Raw genomic sequence first — 24301 nt, forward strand, 5'->3', positions numbered from 1 at the left:
GAACGCAGCGGAGCGCCGCCTGGGCGGTGCGACCGAGGCTGGAGGTCCGTCAGACACGCCCTGGGCGCAGCGGCCCCGGCCGGTGCGAGGGCCGGCCGGGGGCGCCACGGCGTCAGGGCACGAGGATCGCGCGCCCCCGGACCTTCCCGGCGTCGAGGTCGCGGAGCGCGTCCACGGCCCGGTCGAGCGGGTACTGCTGGGTGTGCAGGGTGACCTTCCCGGCCTGTGCGAGCACCATCAGCTCGGCCAGGTCGGTGTAGGTGCCGACGATGTTGCCGACGACGTTCTTCTCCCCGGCGACGAAGTCCAGCGTCGGGATCCGCAGCTCGCCGCCGTACCCGATGACGTAGTACGAGCCGGCCGGGCGGGTCATGCGCCAGCCGTCCATCTCCGCACCCTGCTCGGCGACGAAGTCGAAGACGACGTCGGCGCCCCCGCCGGTCAGCTCCTGGACGGCCCGCACCTGGTCGCCGTCGGCGACCACGGTCTCGTCCGCGCCGATCCGCCGGGCGAGGTCCAGGGCGTCGGGGTTGCGGTCGACGACGACCACCCGGGTCGCCGAGAGCGCGGCCAGGCACTGCACGCCGATGTGCCCGAGGCCGCCGGCGCCGATCACCACCGCCGTCGTGCCCGGGTGGAGCAGCGGCAGGGCCTTGCGCACCGCGTGGTAGGCGGTGATGCCGGCGTCGGCGAGCGCGGCGACGTCGGCGGGGTTGGTGGAGGGGTCGAGCTTCACGCAGGCGCGGGCGGTGGTGCGCAGGTACTCGGCCATCCCGCCGTCGTCGTTCGACAGGCCGGGGAAGAAGGCGTTTTCGCACTGCATGTCCCGGCCGGCGCGGCACGGCATGCACAGCCCGCAGCTGGGCTGGGGGTGCAGGATCACGGTGTCCCCGACGGCGACGTTGGTGACCCCCTCCCCCACCCGGTGCACCCACCCGGCGTTCTCGTGGCCGATCACGTAGGGCAGGTCCGGGTTCTGCAGCTCGGCCCACTGGCCCTCGAGGATGTGCAGGTCGGTCCGGCAGACCCCGGCGCCGCCGATCTTGACGATGACGTCGAGGGGCCCCTGCAGACGCGGTTCGGGGATCTCGTCGATCCGCGGGTCGGCGTGGTACTCGTGCACGCGGACGGCCTTCACGAGCGCACCTCCAGGGGGATGAGCGGACGGTCGTCGGGTCGGGGGGTCTGGTCGGCCTCCGACCCGGGGTAGCGGGTGGTGAGCAGCCCGCGGCAGAAGTGCGCGTTGCCGTCGACCGAGATCCGCACGGAGCGGGCCCGGCGCAGCACCGGCTCGGCGCGGGCGGGGTCGGGGCGGGTGCCGTCGTCGTGGAGCAGCACCGGGGCGGCGTCGTCGAGGGGCAGGCCGAGGGCCGCCCGCCGGCGGCGCAGGGCGGCCGCGGCGTCGGCCGGGAGGTCGCCGAGGGTGACCTCCCGGACGTCCACCGCCGGGTCGGTGCGGAGCAGGGCGGTCAGCGCCCGCTCCATCGCCGCGGTGTGCGCCTTGCGCCGGAAGGTCGCCCGCAGCTCGTCGAGGGACTCCTCGGCCTCGTGGCCGAAGGTGCCCCGGTAGCCCAGCCCCGCGGCGAGCCCCCGGTTGATGAGGTCGGAGTCGTGGTGGTCGTCGAGCTCGACCACCACCGAGTCCACCCCGGGGAGCGCGGACACCGCGTCGTGGGCGTCGGAGACCATCAGCCAGGCGAAGTTGGGCGCGCAGAACGAGGTGGGCAGCCGCAGGTGCACCTCGACGGCGCGCCCGTCCACGGACACCGAGCGGACGAAGCCGACGTCGGTGATCGGCTCGTCCAGCTCGGGGTCGACGACGGTGCCGAGCGCGGCGCGGACCGAGCTCTCGGTGACGGGGGCCTCGGTTCCGCCCAGCGCGGGGAGGAAGGCGGTCACCGGACGCCCGCGAGGTCGGCGGCGGCCGGCTCGCGCGGGCCGGTGGCGGTCTCGTCGGCGTCGGGCAGCCGCAGGTGCTCGGGCACCGGCAGGTCGTAGAGCTTGGCGGCGTTGAGGCCGAGGACCTTCTTCTTCACCTCGGTGGTCAGCGGGGCGTACTCGGTCATGTCCTCGGGGATCTGGAAGTCGACGAACCGCTCCACCAACCACTTGGGCGTCCACAGCGCGTAGTCGCTGGCGAAGAGGATGCGGTCCTCGCCGAGCCAGTAGACGAGCTCGCCCATGATCTGCGCGAAGTACCGGGGGCGGGTGTGGATGAACGGGATCGCGACCGCCAGGCCCGCGTGCACGTTGGGCTCCTGGGTGGCGATCCAGCAGAAGTCCTCCAGCCGCGGCAGCCCGCAGTGCTCGACGACGAAGTTGAGGTCGGTGAAGTCCGAGGCGGCGTGGTCGACGTCGGCCACGTCGAAGGCGTCGCGGTCGAGCGGGCGGATCGTCGGGCCCTTGTGGATGTGGATGGTGCGGATGCCCAGCTCCCGGCAGGCCTCGAAGTAGCGGTAGGCCATCGGGTCGGTGAGCTTCCAGCCGCGGGAGTCCCCGTGCCAGTCGGCGGTGTAGAGCTTCACGCCCTGCAGGTGCATCCGCTCGGCGTTGGCGCGCAGCGCGTCCAGGCCGTTCTCGCCGTCACGCGGGTCCCAGTAGTGGTTGTAGGTCAGCTTGTCGGGGTGGGCCTGGGCGAGGGCGAAGGCCTCCTCGGTCTGGCCGAAACCGCGGTGGTAGAACTCGGCCAGCCGGGCGGGCTGGAAGACAGCGTGGTCGACGATGCCGTCGACGAAGACGTCGCGCATCAGCCGCTCGCCGCCCTGGTAGAGGTACTCCTCGTAGCCCCAGACCTCGGACTCGGGCGACAGGTTGCGGTGGTAGTCGTAGAAGCAGTCGATGAACTGCTTGCCGTGGACGTTGCGCTGGTTCTCGGGACGGGCGTCCCACAGCGCGATGTGCGAGTCCACCACGTAGTACTGCTCGCCGTCCTTGGTGTACATCCGTCGGCCTCCGTCGGCTCCGGTGTGTGAGGCGGGTCACCTCTGGGCTGCCGACGCTACGTCCGGGGGAGCAGGCCGCCCACGGTCGCGCCGTCTCACTCTGAGACACCCTCCGCGGGCCGCCGGCGCGTACATTGCCGTGGCACAGGTCACACGCCCCGATGCGTCCGACAGCCGGCCGGGAGGCCCCGTGGACGAGCCGGTCCCCGCCCCCGACCCGCTGCCCGACCCGGCGCTGGCCGCCCGCGGTGCCGCGCCGCGGGTGCGCGCCTCCTGGCGGCGCAGCCAGGGCTACGGCGTCCCGCCCGACGAGGTCGTGCCCGTGTTCACCGGGTCCCCGGACACCGGCTCGCTGCTCTACGAGTGCGCCCACCGGGTGCTCACCGACCTGCAGGCCACCATCGCCGACGAGCCGGTGAGCCTGATGGTCGCCGACCCCGACGGGTTCGTGCTCGCCCGCCTCGGCGAGGACGCCTCGATCCACCGGGCGCTGGACCGGGTGCACCTGGCGCCCGGGTTCTCCTACAGCGAGCGCAACGCCGGCACCAACGGCCTGGGCCTGTCGCTGGCCGACCGGACGCCGTCGCTGGTGCGGGCCGGCGACCACTGGTGCACCGACCTGCGGGGCTACACCTGCGCCGCCGCGCCCGTGCTCGAGCCCACCACCGGGGAGCTCGCCGGCAGCATCAACCTGACCACCTGGTCGGACTCCTCCTCCGACCTGCTGCTCGGCCTCGCGCAGACGGCGGCCAGCGCCACCAGCGCGCTGATGGCGGTGCGCACCGGCGGGCGGCCGGCGCCGCGGCCGGCGCCGCGCGGTGAGGTGTTCCGGGTGATCGGCGGGTCGCCGGCGCCCGACGGCGGCGACCCCTGCGTCTCGGCGGCGTGGCGGTCGGCGCTCGACGCCGCCGCCGCCGCGGTGGCCGCCGCACGGGTGGTGGCCGTCGTCGGGGAGCCGGGGACGGGCAAGGCGACGCTGGCCGCGCTCGCCCGCCGCCGGCTGCCCGGCCGCCAGCGGCTGCTGCACGCCCGGGCGCCGGAGGCCGGGGACGTCGCGCCGTGGCTGGACCTGTGGACCCCCGAGCTCCGCGACGCCGACACCTGCGTGATCGTCTCCGGTCTGCACACCCTCCCGGCGTGGGCGGCCGGGGAGCTCGCCGGGGTGCTGGCCGCGGTCCGCCGCTCCGGCCGGCCGCAGCCGTTCGTGCTCACCGCGCCGGACTACCCCGCGCTGCCCGACCCGCTGGCCCGCCTGGTCGACGCCGTCGTGGAGGTGCCGCCGCTGCGCGCCCGGGCCGACGACGTCCTCCCACTGGCCGGGTGGACGGCGCGCCAGGAGCGCCACCGCACGGTGTCGTTCACCCCGCGCGCCGCCCGGGCACTGGCCGGCTACGGCTGGCCGGGCAACGTCGCGCAGCTGCGGCGGGTGGTCCGCGAGGCGGTGACCCGCGCCGACGTCGTCGACGTGCACCACCTCGCCCCGGAGGTGCTCGACGGCGGCGGCCGCCCGCTGTCGCGGCTGGAGCGGCTCGAGCGCGACGAGATCGTGCGGTGCCTGACCGAGCCGGGGACCACGATGACCCGGGTCGCCGAGGAGCTGGGCATCGGCCGGGCCACCCTCTACCGCAAGATCGCCCAGTACCGGATCGCCGTCCCGCCCCGCTCCGGCTGACCCGCTCCCCGGGCCGGACCGGCCCCGGCCACCTAGGGTCGCGGGCAGGAGGTGGGGCGGTGTCGGACGGGCTCTACGTCACCGGCTGCGAACCGGCCAGCGGCAAGTCCGCGGTCGCCCTCGGGGTGTTCGAGCTGCTCGCCCGGCGGGTGGGGCGGCTCGGTGTCTTCCGGCCGGTGGTCTCCGCGCGGGAGGGCTCCGACGGCGTCGTCGACCTGCTCCTCCCCCGCGCGCACCCGGACCTGACCGCGGACGCGTGCGCCGGGGTGACCTACGCCGACGTGCTCGCCGACGAGGACCGCGCGCTGTCGGAGATCGTCGCCCGCTACCGGGCGCTGGCCGCGCGCTGCGACGGGGTGCTGGTCGTCGGCTCGGACTTCAGCGAGGCCGCCGCCGCGCGGGAGCTGGCGCTCAACGCCCGGATCGCGGCCAACCTCGGGCTGCCGGTCCTGTGCGTCGTCTCCGGCCGCGACCGCGACCCCGACGACGTCGCCGTCGCCCTGGGCGTGGGCCGCGAGGCCATGCGCGCGGCCGGGGCCGAGGTCGTCGCCGCCGTCGCCAACCGGGTGCCGCCGGCGCGGCTGGCCGCGGTGCGGGCGCGGGTCGGCGGCGGGGACCCGCCGGTCTACGTGCTCCCGGAGGCGCCGGTGCTCACCGCGCCGACGATGGCCGAGGTGGCCCGCGCCTGCGACGCCCGCCCGCTGGCCGGGGACGACGGCACGCTGGGCCGGGAGACCTCCGGGGTGCTGGTGGCGGCGATGACCATCCCCAACCTGCTCGAGCGGCTGGTCGACGACGTCGTGGTCATCACCCCCGGCGACCGGGCCGACGTCGTGCTCGGCGTGGTCGCCGCGCACCTCGCCGGCGGGCTGCCCGCCCCGGCCGGGCTGGTGCTGACCGGCGGCATCGAGCCGGCCGCCCCGGTGCGGCGACTGCTCGAGCACCTGCCGGCCACCGTGCCGGTCGTGGTGACCGACCGGGACACCTACGTCACCGCCACCCTCGCCGGGTCGGTGCCCGGCCGGATCCGCCCCGGCGCGCAGCGCAAGATCGACGTCGCGCTGTCCCTCGTCGAGGAGCACGTCGACGCCGGGGAGCTGCTGGGCCGCACCGCGCTGGCCCGGCCGCGGGTGACCACGCCGCTGATGTTCGAGCACGAGCTGCTCGACCGGGCGCGGGCCGACCGCCGCCACGTCGTGCTGCCGGAGGGCACCGACGAGCGGGTGCTGCGCGCCGCCGAGCGGCTGCTGCGGCGCGGCGTGGTCGACCTGACCCTGCTCGGGGACCCCGCCGAGGTGCGCGCCGCGGCCACCCGGGCGGGGGTCGACCTCGGCGCGGCGCGGCTGCTCGACCCCTGCGACCGCGAGCTGCGGGAGCGGCTGGCGCTGGAGTACGCCCGGCGGCGGGCGCACCGCGGCGTGACCATGGACGCCGCCCGCGACCTCGTCGTCGACGTCTCCTACGCCGGCACGCTGCTGGTGGCCCTGGGGATGGCCGACGGGATGGTGTCGGGCGCGACCCACACGACCGCGCAGACCATCCGCCCCGCACTGGAGTTGATCAAGACGACCGAGGGCGTGTCGATCGTGTCCAGCGTGTTCTTCATGTGCCTGGCCGACCGGGTGCTCGTCTACGGCGACTGCGCGGTCAACGTGCACCCGAGCGCCGAGCAGCTGGCCGAGATCGCGATCACCTCGGCCGGCACCGCGGCGCGCTTCGGCGTCGAGCCGCGGGTGGCGATGCTGTCCTACTCCACCGGCTCCTCGGGCAGCGGCGAGGACGTCGACCGGGTGCGGACGGCCACCGAGCTGGTGCGCGAGCGGGCCCCGGAGCTGTCGGTCGAGGGGCCGATCCAGTACGACGCCGCGGTCGACGCCGGCGTGGCGCAGGCGAAGCTGCCGGGCAGCGCGGTGGCCGGGCGGGCCACGGTGTTCGTCTTCCCCGACCTCAACACCGGCAACAACACCTACAAGGCCGTGCAGCGCAGCGCCGGCGCGGTGGCCGTGGGCCCGGTCCTGCAGGGCCTGCGCGCGCCGGTCAACGACCTCTCCCGGGGAGCCACGGTGCAGGACATCGTCAACACCGTGGCGATCACCGCGATCCAGGCGCAGGGGCCGGCCGCCGGGGGCGGGGCGCAGTCGTGAGAGGGCGGGTGCTCGTCGTCAACTGCGGCTCGTCGTCGCTGAAGTACCGGCTGGTCGACGTCGCCGCCGGCGAGGCCCTGGCCTGGGGGCTGGCCGAGCGGGTCGGGCAGCCCTCCGGCCGGCTCAGCCACTCCCGGCCCGGTGCGCCGCCGGCGGTGGTCGAGCAGGCGCTGCCCGACCACGGCGAGGCGCTGGCCGCGGCGCTGGCCGCCTTCGAGCGCAGCGGCCCGTCGCTGGCCGACGCTGGGCTGGTCGCGGTCGCCCACCGGGTGGTGCACGGCGGCGACCGGTTCTCCGCGCCGGTGCTGGTCGACGACGGCGTGCTGCGGGCCATCCGGGAGCTGGCCACCCTCGCGCCGCTGCACAACCCGGTCAACGCCGTGGGCATCGAGGTGGCCCGCCGGACCTTCCCCGGCCTGCCGCACGTGGCGGTCTTCGACACCGCCTTCCACGCCACCCTGCCGCCCGCGGCGCACACCTACGCGGTGCCGCCGCAGTGGGCGCGCGAGCACGGCGTGCGGCGCTACGGGTTCCACGGCACCTCGCACGCGTTCGTCTCCCGCGCCGCCGCCGGACTGCTCGGGCGGCCGGTCGAGCAGGTCAACACCGTGGTGCTGCACCTGGGCAACGGCGCGAGCGCCACCGCCGTCGCCGGCGGCCGCAGCGTGGACACCTCGATGGGCATGACCCCGCTGGAGGGGCTGGTCATGGGCACCCGCTCCGGCGACGTCGACCCCGCCGTCGTCGCGCACCTGCACCGGGTGGCCGGGCTGGGACCCGAGGAGGTCGACCGGGCGCTGAACACCTCCAGCGGCATGCTGGCGCTGGCCGGCACCAACGACCTGCGCGAGGTGCACCGGCGGATCGCCGACGGCGACGCCGACGCCGCGCTCGCCCTCGACGTGTTCTGCCACCGGGTGCGCAAGTACGTGGGCGCCTACCTGGCCGTGCTGGGCCGCACCGACGCGATCGCCTTCACCGGCGGCATCGGGGAGAACGACCCGGTGGTGCGGTCGCGGTCGCTGGCCGGGATGGAGCCCCTCGGCGTCCGGCTCGACGAGGAGCGCAACGCCGACCGGTCCCCCGGCGGGCGCCGGGTGTCGGCCGACGACAGCGCGGTCGCGGTGCTGGTGGTGCCCACCGACGAGGAGCTGGAGATGGCCCGCCAGGCCGTCGACCTCCTCGCCCCCTGAGTGCTCCTCGCCCCTTGAGTGCCATCAGCGCGCAATAGGCACCCGGGCGCCCGTCCCCAGGTGCCTTTCGCGCGATGAAGGCACCTCGGGCCGTCCTGACGACCGTGCGCGCCGGTGCCGCCGGGGGGCGGGGCGTCAGCCGGCCGGGCCCCCGAGGAGCCGGCGGACGGTGCGGGCGGCGACCAGTCCGGACTCGATCGCGCCGTCCATCGTGCCGGTCCACCCGGAGGCGTGGTCCCCACCGGCCAGGACGACCCGTCCCTCGGGCGCCTGCAGCGCGGGGAGGGCGGCGAGCCGGCCGGGGCGGGCGGTGGCCCAGGTGCCGCGGGAGAACTCGTCGGTGCACCAGTCGTGGGCGGTGACCGCCTCGATCCGCGCCCCGGCCGGCAGCAGCTCCTCGAACGCCGCGCGCACCGCCCCCTCGTCACCGGGAGGCACCCGGGCGGCGTCCGGACCGAGGGCGAAGAGCAGGTGCCGGCCGTCGTCGAGCAGCTCCCAGCTGGTCACCACGGTGACCGGGCGCGAGTCGGGCGCCAGCGCGAGGACCGGCTCGTCCACCCCGCCGACCAGCGCCCACAGCTTGACCCCGCGGCCGGCCTGCCCCTCCGCCACGACCGCCTGCGTGGCCCGGTCGAGGGCCGGCCGGAAGTCCAGGGACCCCAGCACGTTGATCGGCAGCGCGACGACCGCGGCCGACGCCGGGACGGCGGTGCCGTCCCGGGTCGTCACGGTGACGGTGGCGTCGTGCTGCTCGACCCGGGCCACCGGCGCCGAGGTGCGCACCTCCGGGGCGCCGTCGTCGGCGAGCGCCGTGACGAGGTCCGCCGTCCGGATGCCGAACGCGCCCATCGCGTCCATCCACAGCCAGAGGTCCCAGCCGGCCAGCGCGATCTCGCGCACGAGCGTCAGCAGGCCGGCCTCGGAGTTCGGCGCCGACGCCGAGGTGGACAGCAGCGCGGCGGCCAGGTCGCGGTCGGCGGGCGACAACTCGGTGGCGTCGAGCCGGTCCTGCACGGACAGGCCGTCGAGCGCCGCGACGGCGTCGGGGACGGCGAGGGGCAGGTGCGGCAGGGGGAAGACCTCGCGGCCCTCGGGGAGCAGCCGGGCGAACACCTCGGACAGCCGGGGGGCGAGCGCGGCCATCGGTTCCTCGTGCAGCCGTCCCCCGCTCCAGTAGGTGGCCCGCCCGGGTACCGGGAGCGGCCGGTACGGGATGCCGTACCGGGTCAGCTCGGCGAAGACGTGCGGCTGGAACCAGTGCACCTGGGCGCCGCCGAGCTCGACGTCCCGGCCACCCAGTTGCGCGGTGCGGGTCCGGCCGCCGAGCCGGTCCCGGGCCTCGAGCACCAGGACCCGCAGGCCGGCGTGCCGCAGCTCCCGGGCCGCGGTCAGGCCGGCCAGCCCGCCGCCGACCACGACGACGTCCTGCCCGCGGGGCTCGGCCATGACCGCCTCGTCTCCGCCCGGGGCCCGCGGCACGCCTCCGGTCCCGGGCCAGGGCACCTCGGTAGCAGCAGCGGCGGCCACGCTAGGGCCTGGCCGCTCCGCCGAGCGGGGACGACGTCGTCGTCGGGCGTCCGCGCGGTGGCGTCGTGCCCGACGGCGAGCCCCTCGTCGCTGCGGGCGAGGAACGGCGGCGCGGTGCCTCTATCGCGCTATCGGCACCCGACGGGCGGGCCCTCAGTCGTCGTCGGTGCGGTAGCCCAGGTTGGGTGCCAGCCAGCGCTCGGCCTCGGCGAGGGTCCAGCCCTTGCGGCGGGCGTAGTCCTCGACCTGGTCGCGGCCGATCCGGCCCAGGTTGAAGTAGCGCGCCTCCGGGTGGGAGAAGTACAGCCCGCTGACCGCGGCACCCGGCCACATGGCCATCGACTCGGTCAGCCGCAGGCCGATCGCGGCCTCGACGTCGAGCAGCTCCCAGATCGTCTGCTTCTCGGTGTGCTCCGGGCAGGCCGGGTAGCCCGGCGCGGGGCGGATGCCGCGGTAGCGCTCGGCGATCAGCGCGTCGTTGTCCAGCCGCTCGTCGGCCGCGTAGCCCCAGAACTCCCGCCGCACCCGCTCGTGCAGCCGCTCGGCGAACGCCTCCGCCAGCCGGTCGGCCAGCGCCTCGAGCAGGATCGCCGAGTAGTCGTCGTGGGCGGCCTTGAACGCGGCCACCCGCTCGGCCGCGCCCAGCCCCGCGGTGACGGCGAAGGCGCCGACGTGGTCGGCCAGGCCGCTCTCCCGCGGTGCGACGAAGTCGGCCAGCGACGTGCGCGGGGCGCCGTCGCGGCCCTCGGTCTGCTGCCGCAGCTGGTGCAGCACCGCGCGTACCTCGCTGCGGGCCCCGTCGGTGTAGACCTCGATGTCCTCACCGGGCCCGTCCTCGCCGTCGACCCGCGCCGCCGGGAACAGCCCGAACACGCCGTTCGCGGTCAGCCAGCGCTCGGCGACGATCCGGTCGAGCATCGCCTGCGCGTCGTCGAACAGCCGCCTCGCCGCCTCGCCGGTGGCCGGGTTGTGCAGCAGGTCCGGGAACCGGCCGCGCATCTCCCACGCGGTGAAGAACGGCTGCCAGTCGATGTAGCCGCGCAGCTCCTCGAGCGGGTAGTCGCGCAGCACCTGCACGCCGGTCCCCGTGCGCGGCTGCGGCGGCTCGTACGACGACCAGTCGAGCGCAGGCGCCGCGGTACGGGCGGCGGCGATCGGCAGCAGCGTGCGGGTGTCGGTGCGGGCGGCGTGCCGCTCGCGCAGCCCCGCGTACTCGGCGTCGGTGGCGGTCAGCAGGCCGGGGCGCTGCTCGTCGGACAGCAGCGCGGCGACGACGGGCACCGACCGCGACGCGTCCTTCACCCAGATGACCGGGCCGTGGTAGCGCGGCGCGACCTTGACCGCGGTGTGCGCGCGCGAGGTCGTCGCCCCGCCGATGAGCAGCGGCACCTCGAAGCCCTGCCGCTCCATCTCGGCGGCCAGGCCGACCATCTCGTCCAGCGACGGGGTGATCAGCCCGGACAGGCCGATGACGTCGGCGCCGACCTCCTTGGCGGTGTCCAGGATCTTCTGCGCCGGGACCATGACGCCGAGGTCGACGACGTCGTAGTTGTTGCACTGCAGGACGACGCCGACGATGTTCTTGCCGATGTCGTGGACGTCGCCCTTGACGGTGGCCATGACCACGCGGCCGTTGGTGCGCTCGGCGTCGCCGGGCTGCCGCTCGGCCTCGATGAACGGCACCAGGTGGGCGACGGCCTTCTTCATCACCCGCGCGGACTTGACCACCTGCGGCAGGAACATCTTGCCGGCGCCGAACAGGTCGCCGACGACGTTCATCCCGCTCATCAGCGGGCCCTCGATGACCTCGATCGGCCGGCCGCCGCGGGCGGCGATCTCGAGGCGCAGCTCCTCGGTGTCGGCCTCGACGAACTCGTCGACGCCCTTGACCAGCGCGTGGGTGATCCGCTCGGCGACCGGCAGCGACCGCCACTCCTCGGTGGCCGCCTCCTCGGCGGCACCGGTGGCGGCGTACTCCCCGGCGATCTCCAGCAGCCGCTCGGTGGCGTCGGGCCGGCGGGCGAGGACGACGTCCTCGATGCGCTCGCGCAGCCGCGCCGGGACCTCCTCGTACACCTCGAGCGCACCGGCGTTGACGATCCCCATGTCCATGCCGGCGGCGACGGCGTGGAAGAGGAACACCGCGTGGATGGCCTCCCGGACGCGGTTGTTGCCGCGGAAGGAGAACGACACGTTCGACACCCCGCCGGAGACCCGCGCGTGCGGCAGGTTCGCCTTGATCCAGCGGGTGGCCTCGATGAAGTCCAGCCCGTAGCGGGCGTGCTCCTCGATGCCGGTGGCGACGGCGAAGACGTTGGGGTCGAAGACGACGTCCTCGGGCGGGAGGCCCACCCGGTCGACGAGCACGTCGTAGGCCCGGCGGCAGATCTGCTGCCGCCGCTCCAGGGTGTCGGCCTGCCCGTCCTCGTCGAAGGCCATGACGACGACGGCGGCGCCGTACCGGCGGCACAGCTCGGCCTGCCGGACGAACTCCTCCTCGCCGTTCTTCAGCGAGATCGAGTTGACGATCGACTTCCCCTGCAGCTGCTGCAGGCCGGCCTCGATGACCTCCCACTTCGAGGAGTCGACCATCACCGGCACGCGGCAGATGTCGGGCTCGGCGGCGATCAGCCGGGTGAAGCGGGTCATCGCCGCGACGCCGTCGATCATGCCCTCGTCCATGTTGACGTCGATGACCTGCGCGCCGGCCTCGACCTGCTGGCGGGCCACGGCGAGCGCGCCGGCGTAGTCGCCGTCGCGGACCAGCCGGCGGAAGCGCGCCGAGCCGGTGATGTTGGTGCGCTCCCCGACGTTGACGAACAGCGAGTCCTCGTCGACGGTCACCGGCTCCAGGCCCGACAGCCGCAGCGCCGGGCGGGCCGCCGGCGGGGTGCGCGGCGCGCGCCCGGCGACGGCGGCGGCGATGGCGGCGACGTGCGCCGGGGTGGTGCCGCAGCAGCCGCCGACGAGGTTGACGAAGCCGTCCTCGGCGAAGTCCTGCAGCACGCCGGCGGTCTCCTCCGGCGCCTCGTCGTACTCGCCGAAGGCGTTGGGCAGGCCGGCGTTGGGATAGCAGGAGACGAAGGTGTCGGCGACGCGGGCGAGCTCGGCGACGTAGGGGCGCAGCTCCTTGGCGCCCAGCGCGCAGTTGAGCCCGACGGCGAGTGGCCGCACGTGCCGCACCGAGTGCCAGAACGCCTCGGTGGTCTGCCCGGACAGGGTGCGGCCCGACGCGTCGGTGATCGTGCCCGAGACGACGACCGGCCAGCGGCGGCCGCGCTCGTCGAACAGCGACTCCAGGGCGACGATCGCGGCCTTGGCGTTGAGCGTGTCGAAGACCGTCTCGACCAGCAGCAGGTCGGCGCCGCCGTCGACCAGGCCGTCGGCCTGCTCGCGGTAGGCCGCGACGAGCTCGCCGAAGGTGACGTTGCGGGCGCCGGGGTCGTTGACGTCGGGCGAGATCGACGCCGTCCGGGTGGTCGGCCCGAGGGCGCCGGCGACGTACCGGGGCCGCTCCGGGGTGCGGGCGGTCATCGCGTCGGCCTCGCGGCGGGCCAGCCGGGCGGCGGCCTCGTTGATCTCGCGGGCCAGGGAGGCCATGCCGTAGTCGGCCAGCGAGACGGCGTTGGCGTTGAAGGTGTTGGTCTCGACGACGTCGGCGCCGGCCTCGAGGTACTCGCGGTGGATGCCCGCGACGAGCTCGGGCCGGGTGAGCACGAGCAGGTCGTTGTTGCCCTGCAGGTCGGCCGGCCAGTCGGCGAACCGCTCCCCGCGGTAGTCGGCCTCGCTCGGCCGCTGCTGCTGGATCGCCGTCCCCATCGCGCCGTCGAGCACCAGGATGCGCTGCTCGAGCAGGGCGGTGAGCTCCGTGGTGGCGTCGGGACGGAGCTGCGGGGCGTCGGTCACGGGCGTCCTCGGGGTCGGTCAGGCGGCAGGTCCTGCTGCTCGGGCAGCAGCCGCTGGGCCGCGTGTGTTCCCTGCGTCGTCGGAGGCGGTGCCGCGGGCCCGTGCCATCCTCCCACCCGCGCCACGCGGGGTGCGCGCCGCGATCGACGTAGGCTCGCAGGGGTGATCGACCCGAAGTCCGCTCCCGATGACCTGCCCCAGCTGAACCAGCCGGTGGCGGTGGTCGCCTTCGAGGGTTGGAACGACGCCGGGGACGCCGCCACCGGGGCGCTCGAGCACCTCGAGCTCATCTGGGACGCCACCCCCCTCGCCGCGCTCGACCCCGAGGACTACTACGACTTCCAGGTCAACCGCCCCACCGTCTCCCTGGTCGAGGGCGTCAGCCGGCGCATCGAGTGGCCGACGACGCGGGTCTCGGTGGCCCGGCCGCCGGGCAGCGACCGCGACGTCGTCCTCATCCGGGGGATCGAGCCCAACATGCGCTGGCGCGGCTTCTGCGCCGAGCTCATCGAGCTGTGCCAGGAGCTCGACGTGCAGACCGTCGTCGCGCTGGGCGCGCTGCTCGCCGACACCCCGCACACCCGGCCCACGCCGGTGAGCGGCTCGGCCTACGACCAGGAGTCCGCCCGGGCCTACGGCCTGGAGACCTCCCGCTACGAGGGCCCGACGGGCATCCTCGGCGTCTTCCAGGACGCGTGCGTGCAGCAGGGCCTGCCCGCGGTGAGCTTCTGGGCCGCCGTCCCCCACTACGTCTCCCAGCCGCCCTCCCCGCGGGCCACCGTCGCGCTGCTGCAGCGGGTCGAGGAGGTGCTCGAGCTGCCGGTGCCGCTCGGGGCGCTGCCCGCGCAGGCCGACGACTGGGTCCGGACCGTCGACGAGATGGCCCAGGAGGACGCCGAGGTCGTCGAGTACGTGCGCTCCCTCGAGGAGCGCGCCACCGAGAGCGACCTCTCCCAGGCCAACGGCGACCAGATCGCCCGGGAGTTCGAGCGCTACCTGCGCCGGCGCGGCTCCTCCCCCAGCTGACCGGTCCCGGTCGCCGGCCCGCCGTGGTCGGCGCCCGGCCCGGTCGGCGCGGTGGTTGGGGATAACGGTCGGGTTCGCGGCGTTGCGGGCGTTCCTCGCGCACTGCGGGCGCTGCAGCACCGGCGATCCGCGGGGAACGCCGGCAGTGCGGGGCCAGGCCGCCCCGCTCCGGTCACCGGCGCAGCAGCGGGGCCATCCGCGCCGCGGCGTCGTCGCCGAAGAGCCGGTCGTGGGTGGCGAGGGCGAACCGGTCGGTCATCCCGGACACGTGGTCGACGACCTGGGTGACCAGGTCGGCCTCGGTGTCGCGGTAGGTCGGCGGGATCAGCTCGGGGTGGGCCAGGTGGTGGTCGACCAGCCGGCGGATGACGTCGATGGCCAGCTGCTTCTGCCCGGCGGCGGTCTCGGACAGGTAGACCCGCTCGAACATGAACGTCCGCAGCCGGTGCATCGCGGCCAGCGGCTCGGGCGCCATGACCACCCGGCCGCCGTCGGCCAGGGAGCCAATGACGACGGCGTCGACCATCGCCCCGACCATGGCGCTGCCCGGCTCGCCGAAGGCCTCGCGCGCCACCGCGGGCAGGTCGCCGGGCACCAGCACCCCGGCGCGGACGGCGTCGAGGGCGTCGTGGGACAGGTAGGCGATCCGGTCGGCGTAGCGGACGCACTCCCCCTCGCGGGTCGCCGGCGGCGGCGTGATCTTCCAGCTGTGCGCGCGGATCCCGTCGCGGACCTCCCACGTCAGGTTCAGGTGCTCGAGGACCTCCACGATCCGCACGCCCTGCGCCGCGTGGTGCCAGCCGCCGGGCACGTAGGGGTCGAAGGCGTCCTCCCCGATGTGGCCGAACGGCGAGTGGCCGACGTCGTGGCCGAGCGCGATGGCCTCGGCGAGGGTCTCGTTGAGCCCGAGCGCGCGGGCGATGGCCCGGGCCACCTGGGTGACCTGCAGGGTGTGGGTGAGCCGGGTGACGAAGTGGTCGCCGTCGGGGTTGAGGAAGACCTGCGTCTTGTGCTTGAGCCGGCGGAAGGCCTTGGCGTGCAGGATCCGGTCGCGGTCGCGCTCGAAGGCGGTGCGCAGCCGGTCCTCGGGCTCGTCGACGGCGCGGCCGCGGGTGGCCGCCGAGCGGGCCGCGGCGGGGGCGAGCGAGGACTCCGCCGCCTCGCGGGCCGCGCGGCCGGTGAGCCGGAACCCGCCGGACACTCAGCCCTCCTGCAGCGCGACACCGAGCAGCGCGTCGACGGCGTCGGCCACCATCGCCGGGGCGCCGTCCTCGGCCTCGCCGTCCCCGGCCAGCGTGGCCGCCGCCCAGGCGTCGACGACGGCGATCGCGCCGGGGCTGTCGAGGTCGTCGACGAGGCGCTCGCGGAGCCCGGCGAGCACCGGCGCGGCCGGTGCGCCCGCGGGCAGGGCGGCCGCCCGGCGCCAGGTGGCCAGCCGCTCCTGGGCGGCCGACAGCAGGTCCGGCGTCCAGGCGCGGTCGGTGCGGTAGTGGCCCGACAGCAGCGCCAGCCGGATCGCCATCGGGTCGACGCCCTCCCCGCGCAGCTTGGAGACGAAGACCAGGTTGCCGCGGCTCTTGCTCATCTTCTCGCCGTCGAGGCCGATCATCGCCGCGTGCACGTAGGCCCGGGCGAACGGGCCCTTCTCCCCCGTCTCGGCGGCGGTGAGCGCCTCGGCGTGGACGGCGGAGTACTCGTGGTGCGGGAAGACCAGGTCGCTGCCGCCGCCCTGCACGTCGAAGCCGGTGCCGATGGTGTCCAGCGCGATCGTGGCGCACTCGATGTGCCAGCCCGGTCGGCCGGCGATGCCGCGGGGGCCGGGCCAGGCGGGCTCGCCCTCGCGGCGGCCGCGCCACAGCAGCGGGTCGAGCCGGTTGCGCTTGCCCGGCCGGTCGGGGTCACCGCCGCGTTCGGCCGAGAGCGCCAGCATCGTCGTCTCGTCGTAGCCGGACTCCGCGCCGAAGCCGGGGGCCTGGGAGACGTCGTGGTAGACGTCGCCGGTGCCGTCGCCGATCACGTAGGCCAGGCCCTCGTCGAGCAGGGTCTCCACGTGCGCGACGATCCGCGGGATCGCGGCCACCGCGCCCACGTAGTCCTCCGGCGGCAGCACCCGCAGCGCGGTCATGTCCTCGCGGAACAGCGCCGTCTCGCGCATGCCGAGCACGACCCAGTCCTCGCCGTCGCGCTCGGCGCGCTCGAGCAGCGGGTCGTCGATGTCGGTGACGTTCTGCACGTAGTGGACGGCGTGCCCGGCGTCCCGCCACACCCGGTTGACCAGGTCGAAGGCCAGGTAGGTGGCCGCGTGCCCGAGGTGGGTGGCGTCGTAGGGGGTGATGCCGCAGACGTACATCCGCGCCACCGCACCGGGCTCGGTGGGCACGACCTCCCCGCGCGCGGTGTCGAACAGGCGCAGCACCGGACCGGAGCCGGGCAGGGTGGGGAGCAGCGGGGCGGGCCAGGCGAGCACGACGCCGAGGGTAGTTGCGTGTCCGGCGCCTCCCCGCCGCCCGCCCCGCACCTGGGGACGGCGCCCCGGCGCGCGATCCCGGCCCGCGCTGTGTGCACACGGCGCGGGCCGGCCGGCGCCGCGACGACGCCACGTGCACAGGACGTGGCCGACGGACCCGCCCGGTCGCGCGCTGCGCTGGGCCCCGTCAGCGGCGGGGCAGCCCGACCAGGACCTCGTCCTGCTCGGCCGGCCGGCGCGACGGGCGGGTGTCCCCGTCGGTCACCTGCCGGACCGCCCGCCACTGGCCAGGTGCCCACGCCCGTGTCAGCAGGCCGTCGTCCGACAGCGCGACCAGGGCGCCGCTCTCCGTCGCCAGCAGCCCGGCCTCGACCCGCTCGTCCTCGCCCCCGGTGGTCTGCACCGTCCAGATCGGCATCCCGTTCTCCCCCTCACGGCACCGCCCCTCGGCGCCCCGGTCCCAGCAGACAACGGGGCCGGGTGGCCGGGTGCAACCGTTCCCCGGCGCGCCATCGCTGTCCGTCAACGGAACGGCAGAGGACGGAAATCCGGGCCCGGCCGTCCTCAGTCGTCCTCGTCGACCCAGTCCAGGGTGCGGGTGACCGCCTTCTGCCACTTGCGGTAGTAGCGCTCGCGCTGGTCGACGGGCATCTGTGGCGTCCAGCGGCGGCCCTCGGCCCACTGCGCGGTCAGCTCGTCCTGGCCGCTCCAGAAGCCGACGGCCAGGCCCGCGGCGTAGGCGGCGCCCAGCGCGGTGGTCTCGGCGACCCGGGGCCGGACGACGTCGACGCCGAGGATGTCGGCCTGGAACTGCATGAGCAGCTCGTTGACCACCATCCCGCCGTCGACCCGCAGCTCGGCCAGTGCCACCCCGCTGTCGGCGTCCATGGCCTCGACCACCTCGCGGGTCTGGTACGCGGTCGACTCCAGCACCGCCCGCGCCAGGTGGCCGCGGTCGACGTAGCGGGTCAGCCCGACCACCGCACCGCGGGCGTCGGAACGCCAGTGCGGAGCGAACAGGCCGGAGAAGGCGGGCACGAAGTAGGCACCGCCGTTGTCGTCCACCGAGCGGGCGACCGCCTCGATCTCGCCGGCGCCGCCGATGAGCCGCAGGTTGTCGCGCAGCCACTGCACGAGCGAGCCGGTGACCGCGATCGACCCCTCCAGCGCGTACACCGGGTCGTCGTCGCCGAGCATGTAGCAGACGGTGGTCAGCAGCCCGTTCTCCGAGCGGACCGCGGTCTTGCCGGTGTTGAGCAGCAGGAAGTTGCCGGTGCCGTAGGTGTTCTTGGCCATGCCCGGCGTGAAGCAAACCTGGCCGAAGGTGGCCGCCTGCTGGTCGCCGAGCGAGCCGGCGATCGGGACCCCGGCCAGCGCCCCGCCCTTGCGGCCCTCGCCGTAGACCTCGGAGTTGGAGCGGATCTCGGGCAGCATCGAGGTCGGGATGCGCAGGTCGGCGGCGATCGACTCGTCCCACTGCAGCGTGCCCAGGTCCATGAGCAGCGTGCGCGAGGCGTTGGTGACGTCGGTGAGGTGCAGGCCGCCGTCCGGACCTCCGGTGGCGTTCCACAGCAGCCAGCTGTCGATGGTGCCCATGAGCAGCTCGCCGCGCTCGGCCCGCGCCCGGGCGCCCTCGACGTTGTCGAGGATCCAGGTGACCTTCGGCCCGGCGAAGTAGGTGGCCAGCGGCAGGCCGGTCCGCTCCTTGTAGCGGTCGGCGCCGCCGCCGAGCTCGCCGAGCTCACGGCAGATCGCGTCGGTGCGGGTGTCCTGCCAGACGATCGCGTTGTACACCGGCTCGCCGGTGGTGCGGTCCCAGACGACGGCGGTCTCGCGCTGGTTGGTCAGCCCGACGGCGGCCAGGTCACCGGCGACGGCGTCGGCGCGGGCCAGTGCCAGCCCGACCACGTCCCGGGTCTTGGCCCAGATCTCCACCGGGTCGTGCTCGACCCACCCGGCGCGGGGGAACACCTGCCGGTGCTCCTCCTGCGCCCGGGCGACGACCGCGCCCGCGGCGTCGAAGACGATGCAGCGGGTGCTCGTCGTCCCCTGGTCGATGGCGGCGACGTACCGGGTCAACGCTGACCTCCAGGCTCGGGTCGGACGGGGTCTCAGGCGGAGGCGGCGAACGGCCGGATCTCGGGGGCCTGCAGCCGGGCGCGCTCGGCGGAGGTGTCGTCGGGCATCGCCTCGGCGGCCCGCTCGGCCTCCACCCGCGCCAGGTAGGTCGCGACCTCGCGCTCGCGCTGGTCGTCGTCCCACCCGAGCAGCCCGGCCATGAGCTCGGCGGCCGGCCGGGCCGACGCCGTCCCCCGGTCGGCCTGCTCGTAGGACAGCCGGGTCCGGCGGGTCAGCACGTCCTCGAGGTGCAGCGCGCCCTCGGCGGTGACGGCGTAGACCACCTCGGCGCGCAGGTAGTCCGGCGCCCCCTCCAGCGGCCGGCCGAGGTCGGGGTCGGCGTCGACGAGGGCCAGCAGCTCGTCGACCAGGCTGCCGTAGCGGTCGAGCAGGTGCTCCACGCGGGTCTCGGTCCAGCCGTGCGCGCGGGCGAGGTGGGCCTTGCGGTTCCACCGCACCCGGTAGCCGTCGGCGCCGGCCAGCGGCAGCTCCTCGGTGAGCGAGGCGGGGATCGGCGCGTCGGGGTCCTCCCCCGGCGCGCGGTCGGCCAGCGCCATGTCAACGACGTCGCGGGCCATCACCCGGTAGGTCGTGTACTTGCCGCCGGCGATCACCGTGAGCCCGGGCCGGACGGTGGCCACGGTGTGCTCGCGGGACACCTTCGTCGTCGCCTGCCCCTCCTCGCCCACCGGCTGCAGCAGCGGCCGCAGGCCGGTGTAGACGCCGAGGACGTCGTCGCGGCCGAGCGGTCGGGTGAGCACGTCGTTGGCCCGCTCGAGGAGGTAGTCGACGTCGGCGGCCGAGGCGACCGGGTGGTCCTTGGCCAGGTCCCACGGGGTGTCGGTGGTGCCGATCACCCAGTGGGTGGGCCACGGGATGATGAACAGCACGCTCTTCTCGGTGCGCAGGATGACCCCGTCCTCGCCGGCGATGACGTCGCGCGGGACGGCGATGTGCACGCCCTTCGACGCCCGCACGGTCAGCCCCTGGGCACGGAAGAGCTCCTGGGTCTGGTCGGTCCAGACGCCGGTCGCGCCGACGACGTGCCGCGCGCGGATGGTGAGCTCGCGGCCAGTCTCCAGGTCGACCGCGCGCACGCCCGCGACCCGGCCGCCCTCCTCGAGGTAGCCGACGACCTGGGTGCGGCTCGCGGCCAGCGCGCCGTGGCCGACGGCGGTGCGCACGAGCACCTGCACGAGGCGGGCGTCGTCGACCTTGGCGTCCCAGTAGCGGATGGCGCCGACGGCGGCGTCCTCGCGCAGCGACGGTGCGACCCGGCGCAGCGCCTTCCGCGACAGGTGCCGGTGCAGCGGCACGCCCTGCCCGCCGACGCGGCCGAGCAGCCCGCCGAGCACGTCGTAGAGCGCGATGCCCGCCCCGGTGTAGGCCCGCTCCCACACCCGGTGGCGCAGCGGGTAGAGGAACGGCACCGGGTGCACCAGGTGCGGGGCGAGCCGGCCGACGAGCAGGCCGCGCTCGTGCAGCGCCTCGCGGACCAGGGCGAAGTCGAGCATCTCCAGGTAGCGCAGCCCGCCGTGGACGAGTTTGCTGGCCCGGCTGGACGTGCCCGAGGCCCAGTCGCGCTGCTCGAGCAGGCCCACCGACAGGCCGCGGCTGGCCGCGTCGAGGGCGGCGCCGGCGCCGGTGACCCCGCCGCCGATCACCAGGACGTCGAGGACGTCGGCGGACATGCGGGTGAGGGCGGTCGTGCGGACCTCGGGCGAGAGGGCGGTGGACACCGGGCGGCACTCCTGGCTGGGGACGGCGGCAGGGCCCGGGGCGGGCCCGGGGCCACCGCGAGTCTCCCCCACCAGCGGCGACGGCGGGTGGTGGGACGGACACCGGCCCGCGGCGCTAGCGTCGCCGGGGCGGGCACGAGGAGGGGGACGGCGATGACCACCCAGGCGATGGACACCGCGGAGTACCTGCCGGCGCTGAGCCGGACCGACGCCCGCTTCGCCGACGCCGCCGCCGAGGCCCTGCTGGCCTCCGGGTGGCGGGCGCCGGTCCCCGGCTGTCCGGACTGGACCCTCGCCGACCTCGTGCGCCACCTCGGGGAGGTCCAGCACTTCTGGGCCTGGGTGGTGCGCACCCGCGCCGCGTCGCCGGAGGGCTACGCCGAGCCGCCGCGCCATCCCGACGACGAGTTGCTGGGCTGGTCGATGGCGCAGGCGGCGGAACTGGAGACGGCGCTGGCCGCCGCCGACCCCGCCGAGCGGGTCTGGACGTGGGCGCCCCGGCAGGACGTCGGCTGGGTGCTGCGGCGGCAGGTCCACGAGGCGGTGGTGCACACCGCCGACGTCGAGCAGGTGCTCGGCGACGTCCGGCCGATCCCCGCCGGCCTCGGGCTCGACGGCCTCGACGAGTGGCTGGAGGTCATCGTGCCCGGTGCGCTGCCCGACGGGCCGCCGCCCGGCGCGCACCCCGTCGTGCTGCACGCCATCGACGCCGGGGTGGAGCGCACGCTGTTCGCCGGGTCCCGCCCGCGCCCGGTGGCCACGCTGCGCGGCACCGCGGGCGACCTGCTGCTGGCCTGCTGGCGGCGGGTGCCGCTGGAGGTGCTCACCGTCGACGGCGACGGCCTGCAGGCGGCCGCGATGATCGGCCTGGTCGACATGGAGTGACCCGGCTCCCGGGCCGGCTCAGGGCCAGGTGACGGCGTGCCGCTCGAAGGCCTCGCCGGTCTGGATGCCGACCACGCAGAACACCAGCCCGGCCGGGTCGGTCATCTGCCAGAACGAGCCCATGTCGGCCTTCCGGCGGGCGCCCAGGGCCTCCAGCCGCGCCACCTCGGCGGGGATGTCGTCGGTCTCGACGTCGACGTGCCAGCGCGGCGGCGTCCCCTCCCCGGTGCGCTGCACCTCGAGGTGGAAGCCGTCGGCGAACGAGCCGAGCGAGTGCCAGCTCGGGTCGGTCATGTCGGGTTCGACGGGGTGGCCGGTGGCCGCCGACCAGAAGTCGAGGCCGGCGGCGTGCACGTCCGGCGGCAGGTCGAGCAGGAGGATCGCGAGGCGGCTGCGGTGCGGCATGCCCCCGGATGCTGCCCGAGCGCTCAGAACGGCGGCCAGGGCAGCGCCGGCCACTGCCCCGACGGCTCGGGGTGCAGCTTGGTGCGCAGCAGCTCGGCCACCCGCTGCTGGGTGCAGCGGACCTCGCGCCGGGTCAGGTGCTCGTGCAGCGTCTCGCCGAGGTCGCCGCGCAGGTCGTCCGCGAGCCGCTCGAGCACCTCCAGGGCGGCCAGGGGCAGCGGCTTGCCCGCCCAGCGCCACAGCAGGGTGCGCAGCTTCGGGTCGGCCGAGAAGCAGATGCCGTGGTCGACGCCGTACACGTGACCCGACGCCGTCGGGATGATGTGCCCGCCCTTGCGGTCGGCGTTGTTGACCACCGCGTCGAACACCGCCATGCGGCGCAGCCCCGGGTGGTCGGAGCGGACGAAGGCGGCCAGGTCGACGCCGGGGTCGCCGTCGATCCACAGCTGCACCATGCCGGGGCCGAACGGGCCCTCGCGCAGCACGGTGGGCGGCACGATGCCCCAGCCGGTGGCCTCGCTGACCAGCGCCGCCGACACCTCCCGCCCGGCGAGGGTGCCGTCGGGGAAGTCCCACAGCGGCCGCTCGCCGGCCACCGGCTTGTAGACGCACTCGGCCTCGAGCTCGGCGGTGCGGATGGCGCCGACGAGGGTGACGTTGCTCGCGTCGAGCATCCGCCCCTCGAGGTCGATCTCGCCCTCGACCAGGAGGGTGCGCGCCTCGGCGTCGGTGTCCGGGGCGCGCAGCTCCCGCGCAGGCCGGCCGCCGGTCACCGCCGCGCTCCGCGGTTCAGCGGCGGTAGCCGTTCTGCCGCGGGCAGACGTGCCCGGTGGGGTCCAGCGGCAGCGAGCACAGCGGGCAGGAGGGGCGGCCGGCGGCGACGACGCGACGCGCCCGGGCGACGAACGACCGGGCGGCGCCGGGGGTGATGGTCACCCGCAGCGCGTCGGGGCCCTCCTCGGCGTCGGAGAGGATGGTCTCCTCGTCGACCGGCTCGTCGGTGGCCGCCACGGCCTCGACGATGACGGCCTGGGCCTCGCCGTCCCAGGCCAGGCCCATCGCCGCGACGCGGAACTCCTCGTCGACCGGAGCGGTGAGCGGCTCGAGGTCGTCGACGTCGGCGGTGGCGGGGACGGCCGTGCCGGGCCGGGAGGCGATCTCGTCGAGCAGCTCGTCCATGCGCTCGGCGAGCACCTGCACCTGCGACTTCTCCAGCGCGACGCTGACCACGCGGCCGTCGTCGTCGGAGGCCTGCAGGTAGAAGGTGCGATCCCCGGGCTGGCCGACCGTCCCGGCGACGAACCGGGTCGGGCGCTCGAAACGGAAGACCTGGCGCGGCACGCTGCCAGGTTACGCGGGCGGTCCGACGACCGCCGTCACGTCGCGGCCGCGCCGGCGCCGCCGCCGACGACGGCGTCGGAGTCCCTGCCCCGGCGGCGACGGGGCCGCTTCTTCGGCGGCACCAGGGCGGCGACGTCACCCCCGGTGTCGTTGACCCGCAGCACGAAGGGGCGGGTCTCGGTGTAGCTGACCACCGAGATCGAGGCGGGGTCGACGACGATCCGCTGGAAGGCGTCCAGGTGCAGGCCGAGGGCGTCGGCGAGCACGGCCTTGATGACGTCGCCGTGGGAGCAGGCCAGCCAGACCGCGTCGGGACCCAGCCGGTCGTTCCACTCGCGGACGGCGGCGACCGCGCGGGCCTGGGTCTGCGCCAGCCCCTCGCCCTCGGGCCCGGGGAACACCGCCGCGGAGGGGTGCTGCTGCACCACCTTCCACAGCGGCTCCTTGACCAGCTCCTTGAGCGGCCGGCCGGTCCAGTCGCCGTAGCGGGCCTCGCCGAGCCGGTCGTCGGTGCTCAGCTCGAGCCCGCGCCCGTCGAGCACGGCCCCGGCGGTCTGCCGGCAGCGCTCCAGCGGGCTGCTGACGACCGCGGCCAGCGGCACCGGCGCGAGCCGGGCGCCCACCGCGGCCGCCTGCGCCTGCCCGGCCTCGTCGAGCTCCACGCCGGGACTCCACCCGGCCAGCACACCACCGGCGTTCGCCGTCGTCCGGCCGTGCCGCAGGAGGATGACGGTGGTCACGCGGCCGAGCGTAGGCGGACCCGCGCCGGCGTCCTCCCTCACCGCAGGGGGGGGGGGGGGGGGGGGGGGGGGGGGGGGGGGGGGGGGGGGGGGGGTGGTTGGGGGTGGGGGGTGGGGGGGTTTGGGGTGTGGGGGGGGGGGGGGGGGGGGGGGGGGGGGGGGGGGGGGGGGGGGGGGGGGGGGGGGGGGGGGGGGG

At 75.6% G+C, this 24301-nt stretch carries 19 protein-coding genes; 5 read left to right on the forward strand and 14 right to left on the reverse strand.

Going from position 1 to position 24301, the window contains the following annotated elements; all coding sequences use genetic code 11:
- Window positions 1–112 precede the first annotated feature (112 nt).
- Genes ACI79V_RS13205 through ACI79V_RS13215 form a run of 3 tightly spaced genes read right to left on the reverse strand, consistent with a single transcriptional unit; the run spans window position 113 to window position 2942 of the window.
- On the reverse strand, window positions 113–1138 hold the full coding sequence (locus ACI79V_RS13205) for an NAD(P)-dependent alcohol dehydrogenase (protein ID WP_456889926.1): 1026 nt from the start codon (window positions 1136–1138) through the stop codon (window positions 113–115).
- Window positions 1135–1899 (reverse strand): metal-sulfur cluster assembly factor, encoded by a 765-nt coding sequence (locus tag ACI79V_RS13210; protein WP_456889928.1) that lies wholly within the window; start codon window positions 1897–1899, stop codon window positions 1135–1137. The genes ACI79V_RS13205 and ACI79V_RS13210 overlap by 4 nt, the downstream gene beginning before the upstream one ends.
- Window positions 1896–2942, reverse strand: coding sequence for an amidohydrolase family protein (locus tag ACI79V_RS13215; protein ID WP_456889930.1), 1047 nt, complete (start codon window positions 2940–2942; stop codon window positions 1896–1898). The genes ACI79V_RS13210 and ACI79V_RS13215 overlap by 4 nt, the downstream gene beginning before the upstream one ends.
- Window positions 2943–3132: 190 nt before the next feature.
- On the opposite strand from ACI79V_RS13215, the gene ACI79V_RS13220 reads away from it, so the two are divergent.
- Genes ACI79V_RS13220 through ACI79V_RS13230 form a run of 3 tightly spaced genes read left to right on the forward strand, consistent with a single transcriptional unit; the run spans window position 3133 to window position 7951 of the window.
- Window positions 3133–4614 (forward strand): AAA-type ATPase lid domain-containing protein, encoded by a 1482-nt coding sequence (locus ACI79V_RS13220; RefSeq protein ID WP_456889932.1) that lies wholly within the window; start codon window positions 3133–3135, stop codon window positions 4612–4614.
- A 59-nt stretch (window positions 4615–4673) separates the two neighbouring features.
- Entirely contained in the window at window positions 4674–6758 is a 2085-nt protein-coding gene (gene pta, locus ACI79V_RS13225) for a phosphate acetyltransferase (RefSeq protein WP_456889933.1), read from the forward strand.
- Window positions 6755–7951: an acetate/propionate family kinase gene (locus tag ACI79V_RS13230; RefSeq protein ID WP_456889935.1), complete on the forward strand. Its 1197-nt coding sequence runs from the start codon at window positions 6755–6757 to the stop codon at window positions 7949–7951. Before pta ends, ACI79V_RS13230 begins: the two co-directional genes overlap by 4 nt.
- A 135-nt stretch (window positions 7952–8086) precedes the next feature.
- Here ACI79V_RS13230 and ACI79V_RS13235 read toward each other — a convergent pair whose 3' ends face one another.
- On the reverse strand, window positions 8087–9397 hold the full coding sequence (locus tag ACI79V_RS13235; RefSeq protein ID WP_456889937.1) for a flavin monoamine oxidase family protein: 1311 nt from the start codon (window positions 9395–9397) through the stop codon (window positions 8087–8089).
- A gap of 234 nt (window positions 9398–9631) precedes the next feature.
- Complete coding sequence (gene metH, locus ACI79V_RS13240; protein WP_456889939.1) at window positions 9632–13384, reverse strand: methionine synthase; 3753 nt, start codon at window positions 13382–13384, stop codon at window positions 9632–9634.
- Window positions 13385–13546: 162 nt separating this feature from the next.
- Here metH and ACI79V_RS13245 point away from each other — a divergent pair, with 162 nt between their 5' ends.
- Window positions 13547–14410 (forward strand): PAC2 family protein, encoded by an 864-nt coding sequence (locus ACI79V_RS13245; RefSeq protein WP_456873309.1) that lies wholly within the window; start codon window positions 13547–13549, stop codon window positions 14408–14410.
- A gap of 172 nt (window positions 14411–14582) precedes the next feature.
- Here ACI79V_RS13245 and ACI79V_RS13250 read toward each other — a convergent pair whose 3' ends face one another.
- The 5 genes from ACI79V_RS13250 to ACI79V_RS13270 all read right to left on the reverse strand — a co-directional run bounded on the left by ACI79V_RS13250 (window position 14583) and on the right by ACI79V_RS13270 (window position 20734).
- The gene (locus ACI79V_RS13250) at window positions 14583–15611 is read right to left on the reverse strand and encodes an HD domain-containing protein (protein WP_456889940.1); all 1029 of its coding nucleotides are present in this window, start codon (window positions 15609–15611) and stop codon (window positions 14583–14585) included.
- Window positions 15612–16877, reverse strand: coding sequence for a cysteine--1-D-myo-inosityl 2-amino-2-deoxy-alpha-D-glucopyranoside ligase (gene mshC / locus ACI79V_RS13255; protein ID WP_456889941.1), 1266 nt, complete (start codon window positions 16875–16877; stop codon window positions 15612–15614).
- Between the two features lie 187 nt (window positions 16878–17064).
- Complete coding sequence (locus tag ACI79V_RS13260; RefSeq protein WP_456889943.1) at window positions 17065–17295, reverse strand: hypothetical protein; 231 nt, start codon at window positions 17293–17295, stop codon at window positions 17065–17067.
- Window positions 17296–17441: 146 nt separating this feature from the next.
- Entirely contained in the window at window positions 17442–18956 is a 1515-nt protein-coding gene (gene glpK / locus ACI79V_RS13265; protein ID WP_456889945.1) for a glycerol kinase GlpK, read from the reverse strand.
- 32 nt (window positions 18957–18988) lie between these two features.
- Window positions 18989–20734: a glycerol-3-phosphate dehydrogenase/oxidase gene (locus tag ACI79V_RS13270; RefSeq protein ID WP_456889947.1), complete on the reverse strand. Its 1746-nt coding sequence runs from the start codon at window positions 20732–20734 to the stop codon at window positions 18989–18991.
- 153 nt (window positions 20735–20887) lie between these two features.
- Here ACI79V_RS13270 and ACI79V_RS13275 point away from each other — a divergent pair, with 153 nt between their 5' ends.
- The gene (locus ACI79V_RS13275; RefSeq protein WP_456889948.1) at window positions 20888–21619 is read left to right on the forward strand and encodes a maleylpyruvate isomerase family mycothiol-dependent enzyme; all 732 of its coding nucleotides are present in this window, start codon (window positions 20888–20890) and stop codon (window positions 21617–21619) included.
- An 18-nt stretch (window positions 21620–21637) separates the two neighbouring features.
- Here the strand turns inward: ACI79V_RS13275 and ACI79V_RS13280 are convergent, their stop codons facing one another.
- The 4 genes from ACI79V_RS13280 to ACI79V_RS13295 are packed head-to-tail and all read right to left on the reverse strand — an operon-like array spanning window position 21638 to window position 24105.
- Complete coding sequence (locus tag ACI79V_RS13280; RefSeq protein WP_456889950.1) at window positions 21638–22024, reverse strand: VOC family protein; 387 nt, start codon at window positions 22022–22024, stop codon at window positions 21638–21640.
- Window positions 22025–22047: 23 nt separating this feature from the next.
- The gene (locus tag ACI79V_RS13285) at window positions 22048–22797 is read right to left on the reverse strand and encodes an SCO1664 family protein (protein WP_456889951.1); all 750 of its coding nucleotides are present in this window, start codon (window positions 22795–22797) and stop codon (window positions 22048–22050) included.
- A 16-nt stretch (window positions 22798–22813) separates the two neighbouring features.
- Window positions 22814–23365, reverse strand: a complete 552-nt coding sequence (locus ACI79V_RS13290; protein WP_456889953.1) for a DUF3090 family protein — start codon at window positions 23363–23365, stop codon at window positions 22814–22816.
- 35 nt (window positions 23366–23400) lie between these two features.
- Window positions 23401–24105 (reverse strand): histidine phosphatase family protein, encoded by a 705-nt coding sequence (locus tag ACI79V_RS13295; RefSeq protein ID WP_456889955.1) that lies wholly within the window; start codon window positions 24103–24105, stop codon window positions 23401–23403.
- Window positions 24106–24301 lie beyond the last annotated feature (196 nt).

This window comes from Geodermatophilus sp. SYSU D00700, from assembly GCF_054050255.1.

Coding starts and splice junctions, on each gene's coding strand:
- ACI79V_RS13215 (WP_456889930.1), bottom strand. CDS start 2,942: ATGTACACCAAGGACGGCGAGCAGTACTACGTGGTGGACTCGCACATC.
- ACI79V_RS13235 (WP_456889937.1), bottom strand. CDS start 9,397: ATGGCCGAGCCCCGCGGGCAGGACGTCGTCGTGGTCGGCGGCGGGCTG.
- ACI79V_RS13260 (WP_456889943.1), bottom strand. CDS start 17,295: ATGCCGATCTGGACGGTGCAGACCACCGGGGGCGAGGACGAGCGGGTC.
- ACI79V_RS13275 (WP_456889948.1), top strand. CDS start 20,888: ATGACCACCCAGGCGATGGACACCGCGGAGTACCTGCCGGCGCTGAGC.
- ACI79V_RS13280 (WP_456889950.1), bottom strand. CDS start 22,024: ATGCCGCACCGCAGCCGCCTCGCGATCCTCCTGCTCGACCTGCCGCCG.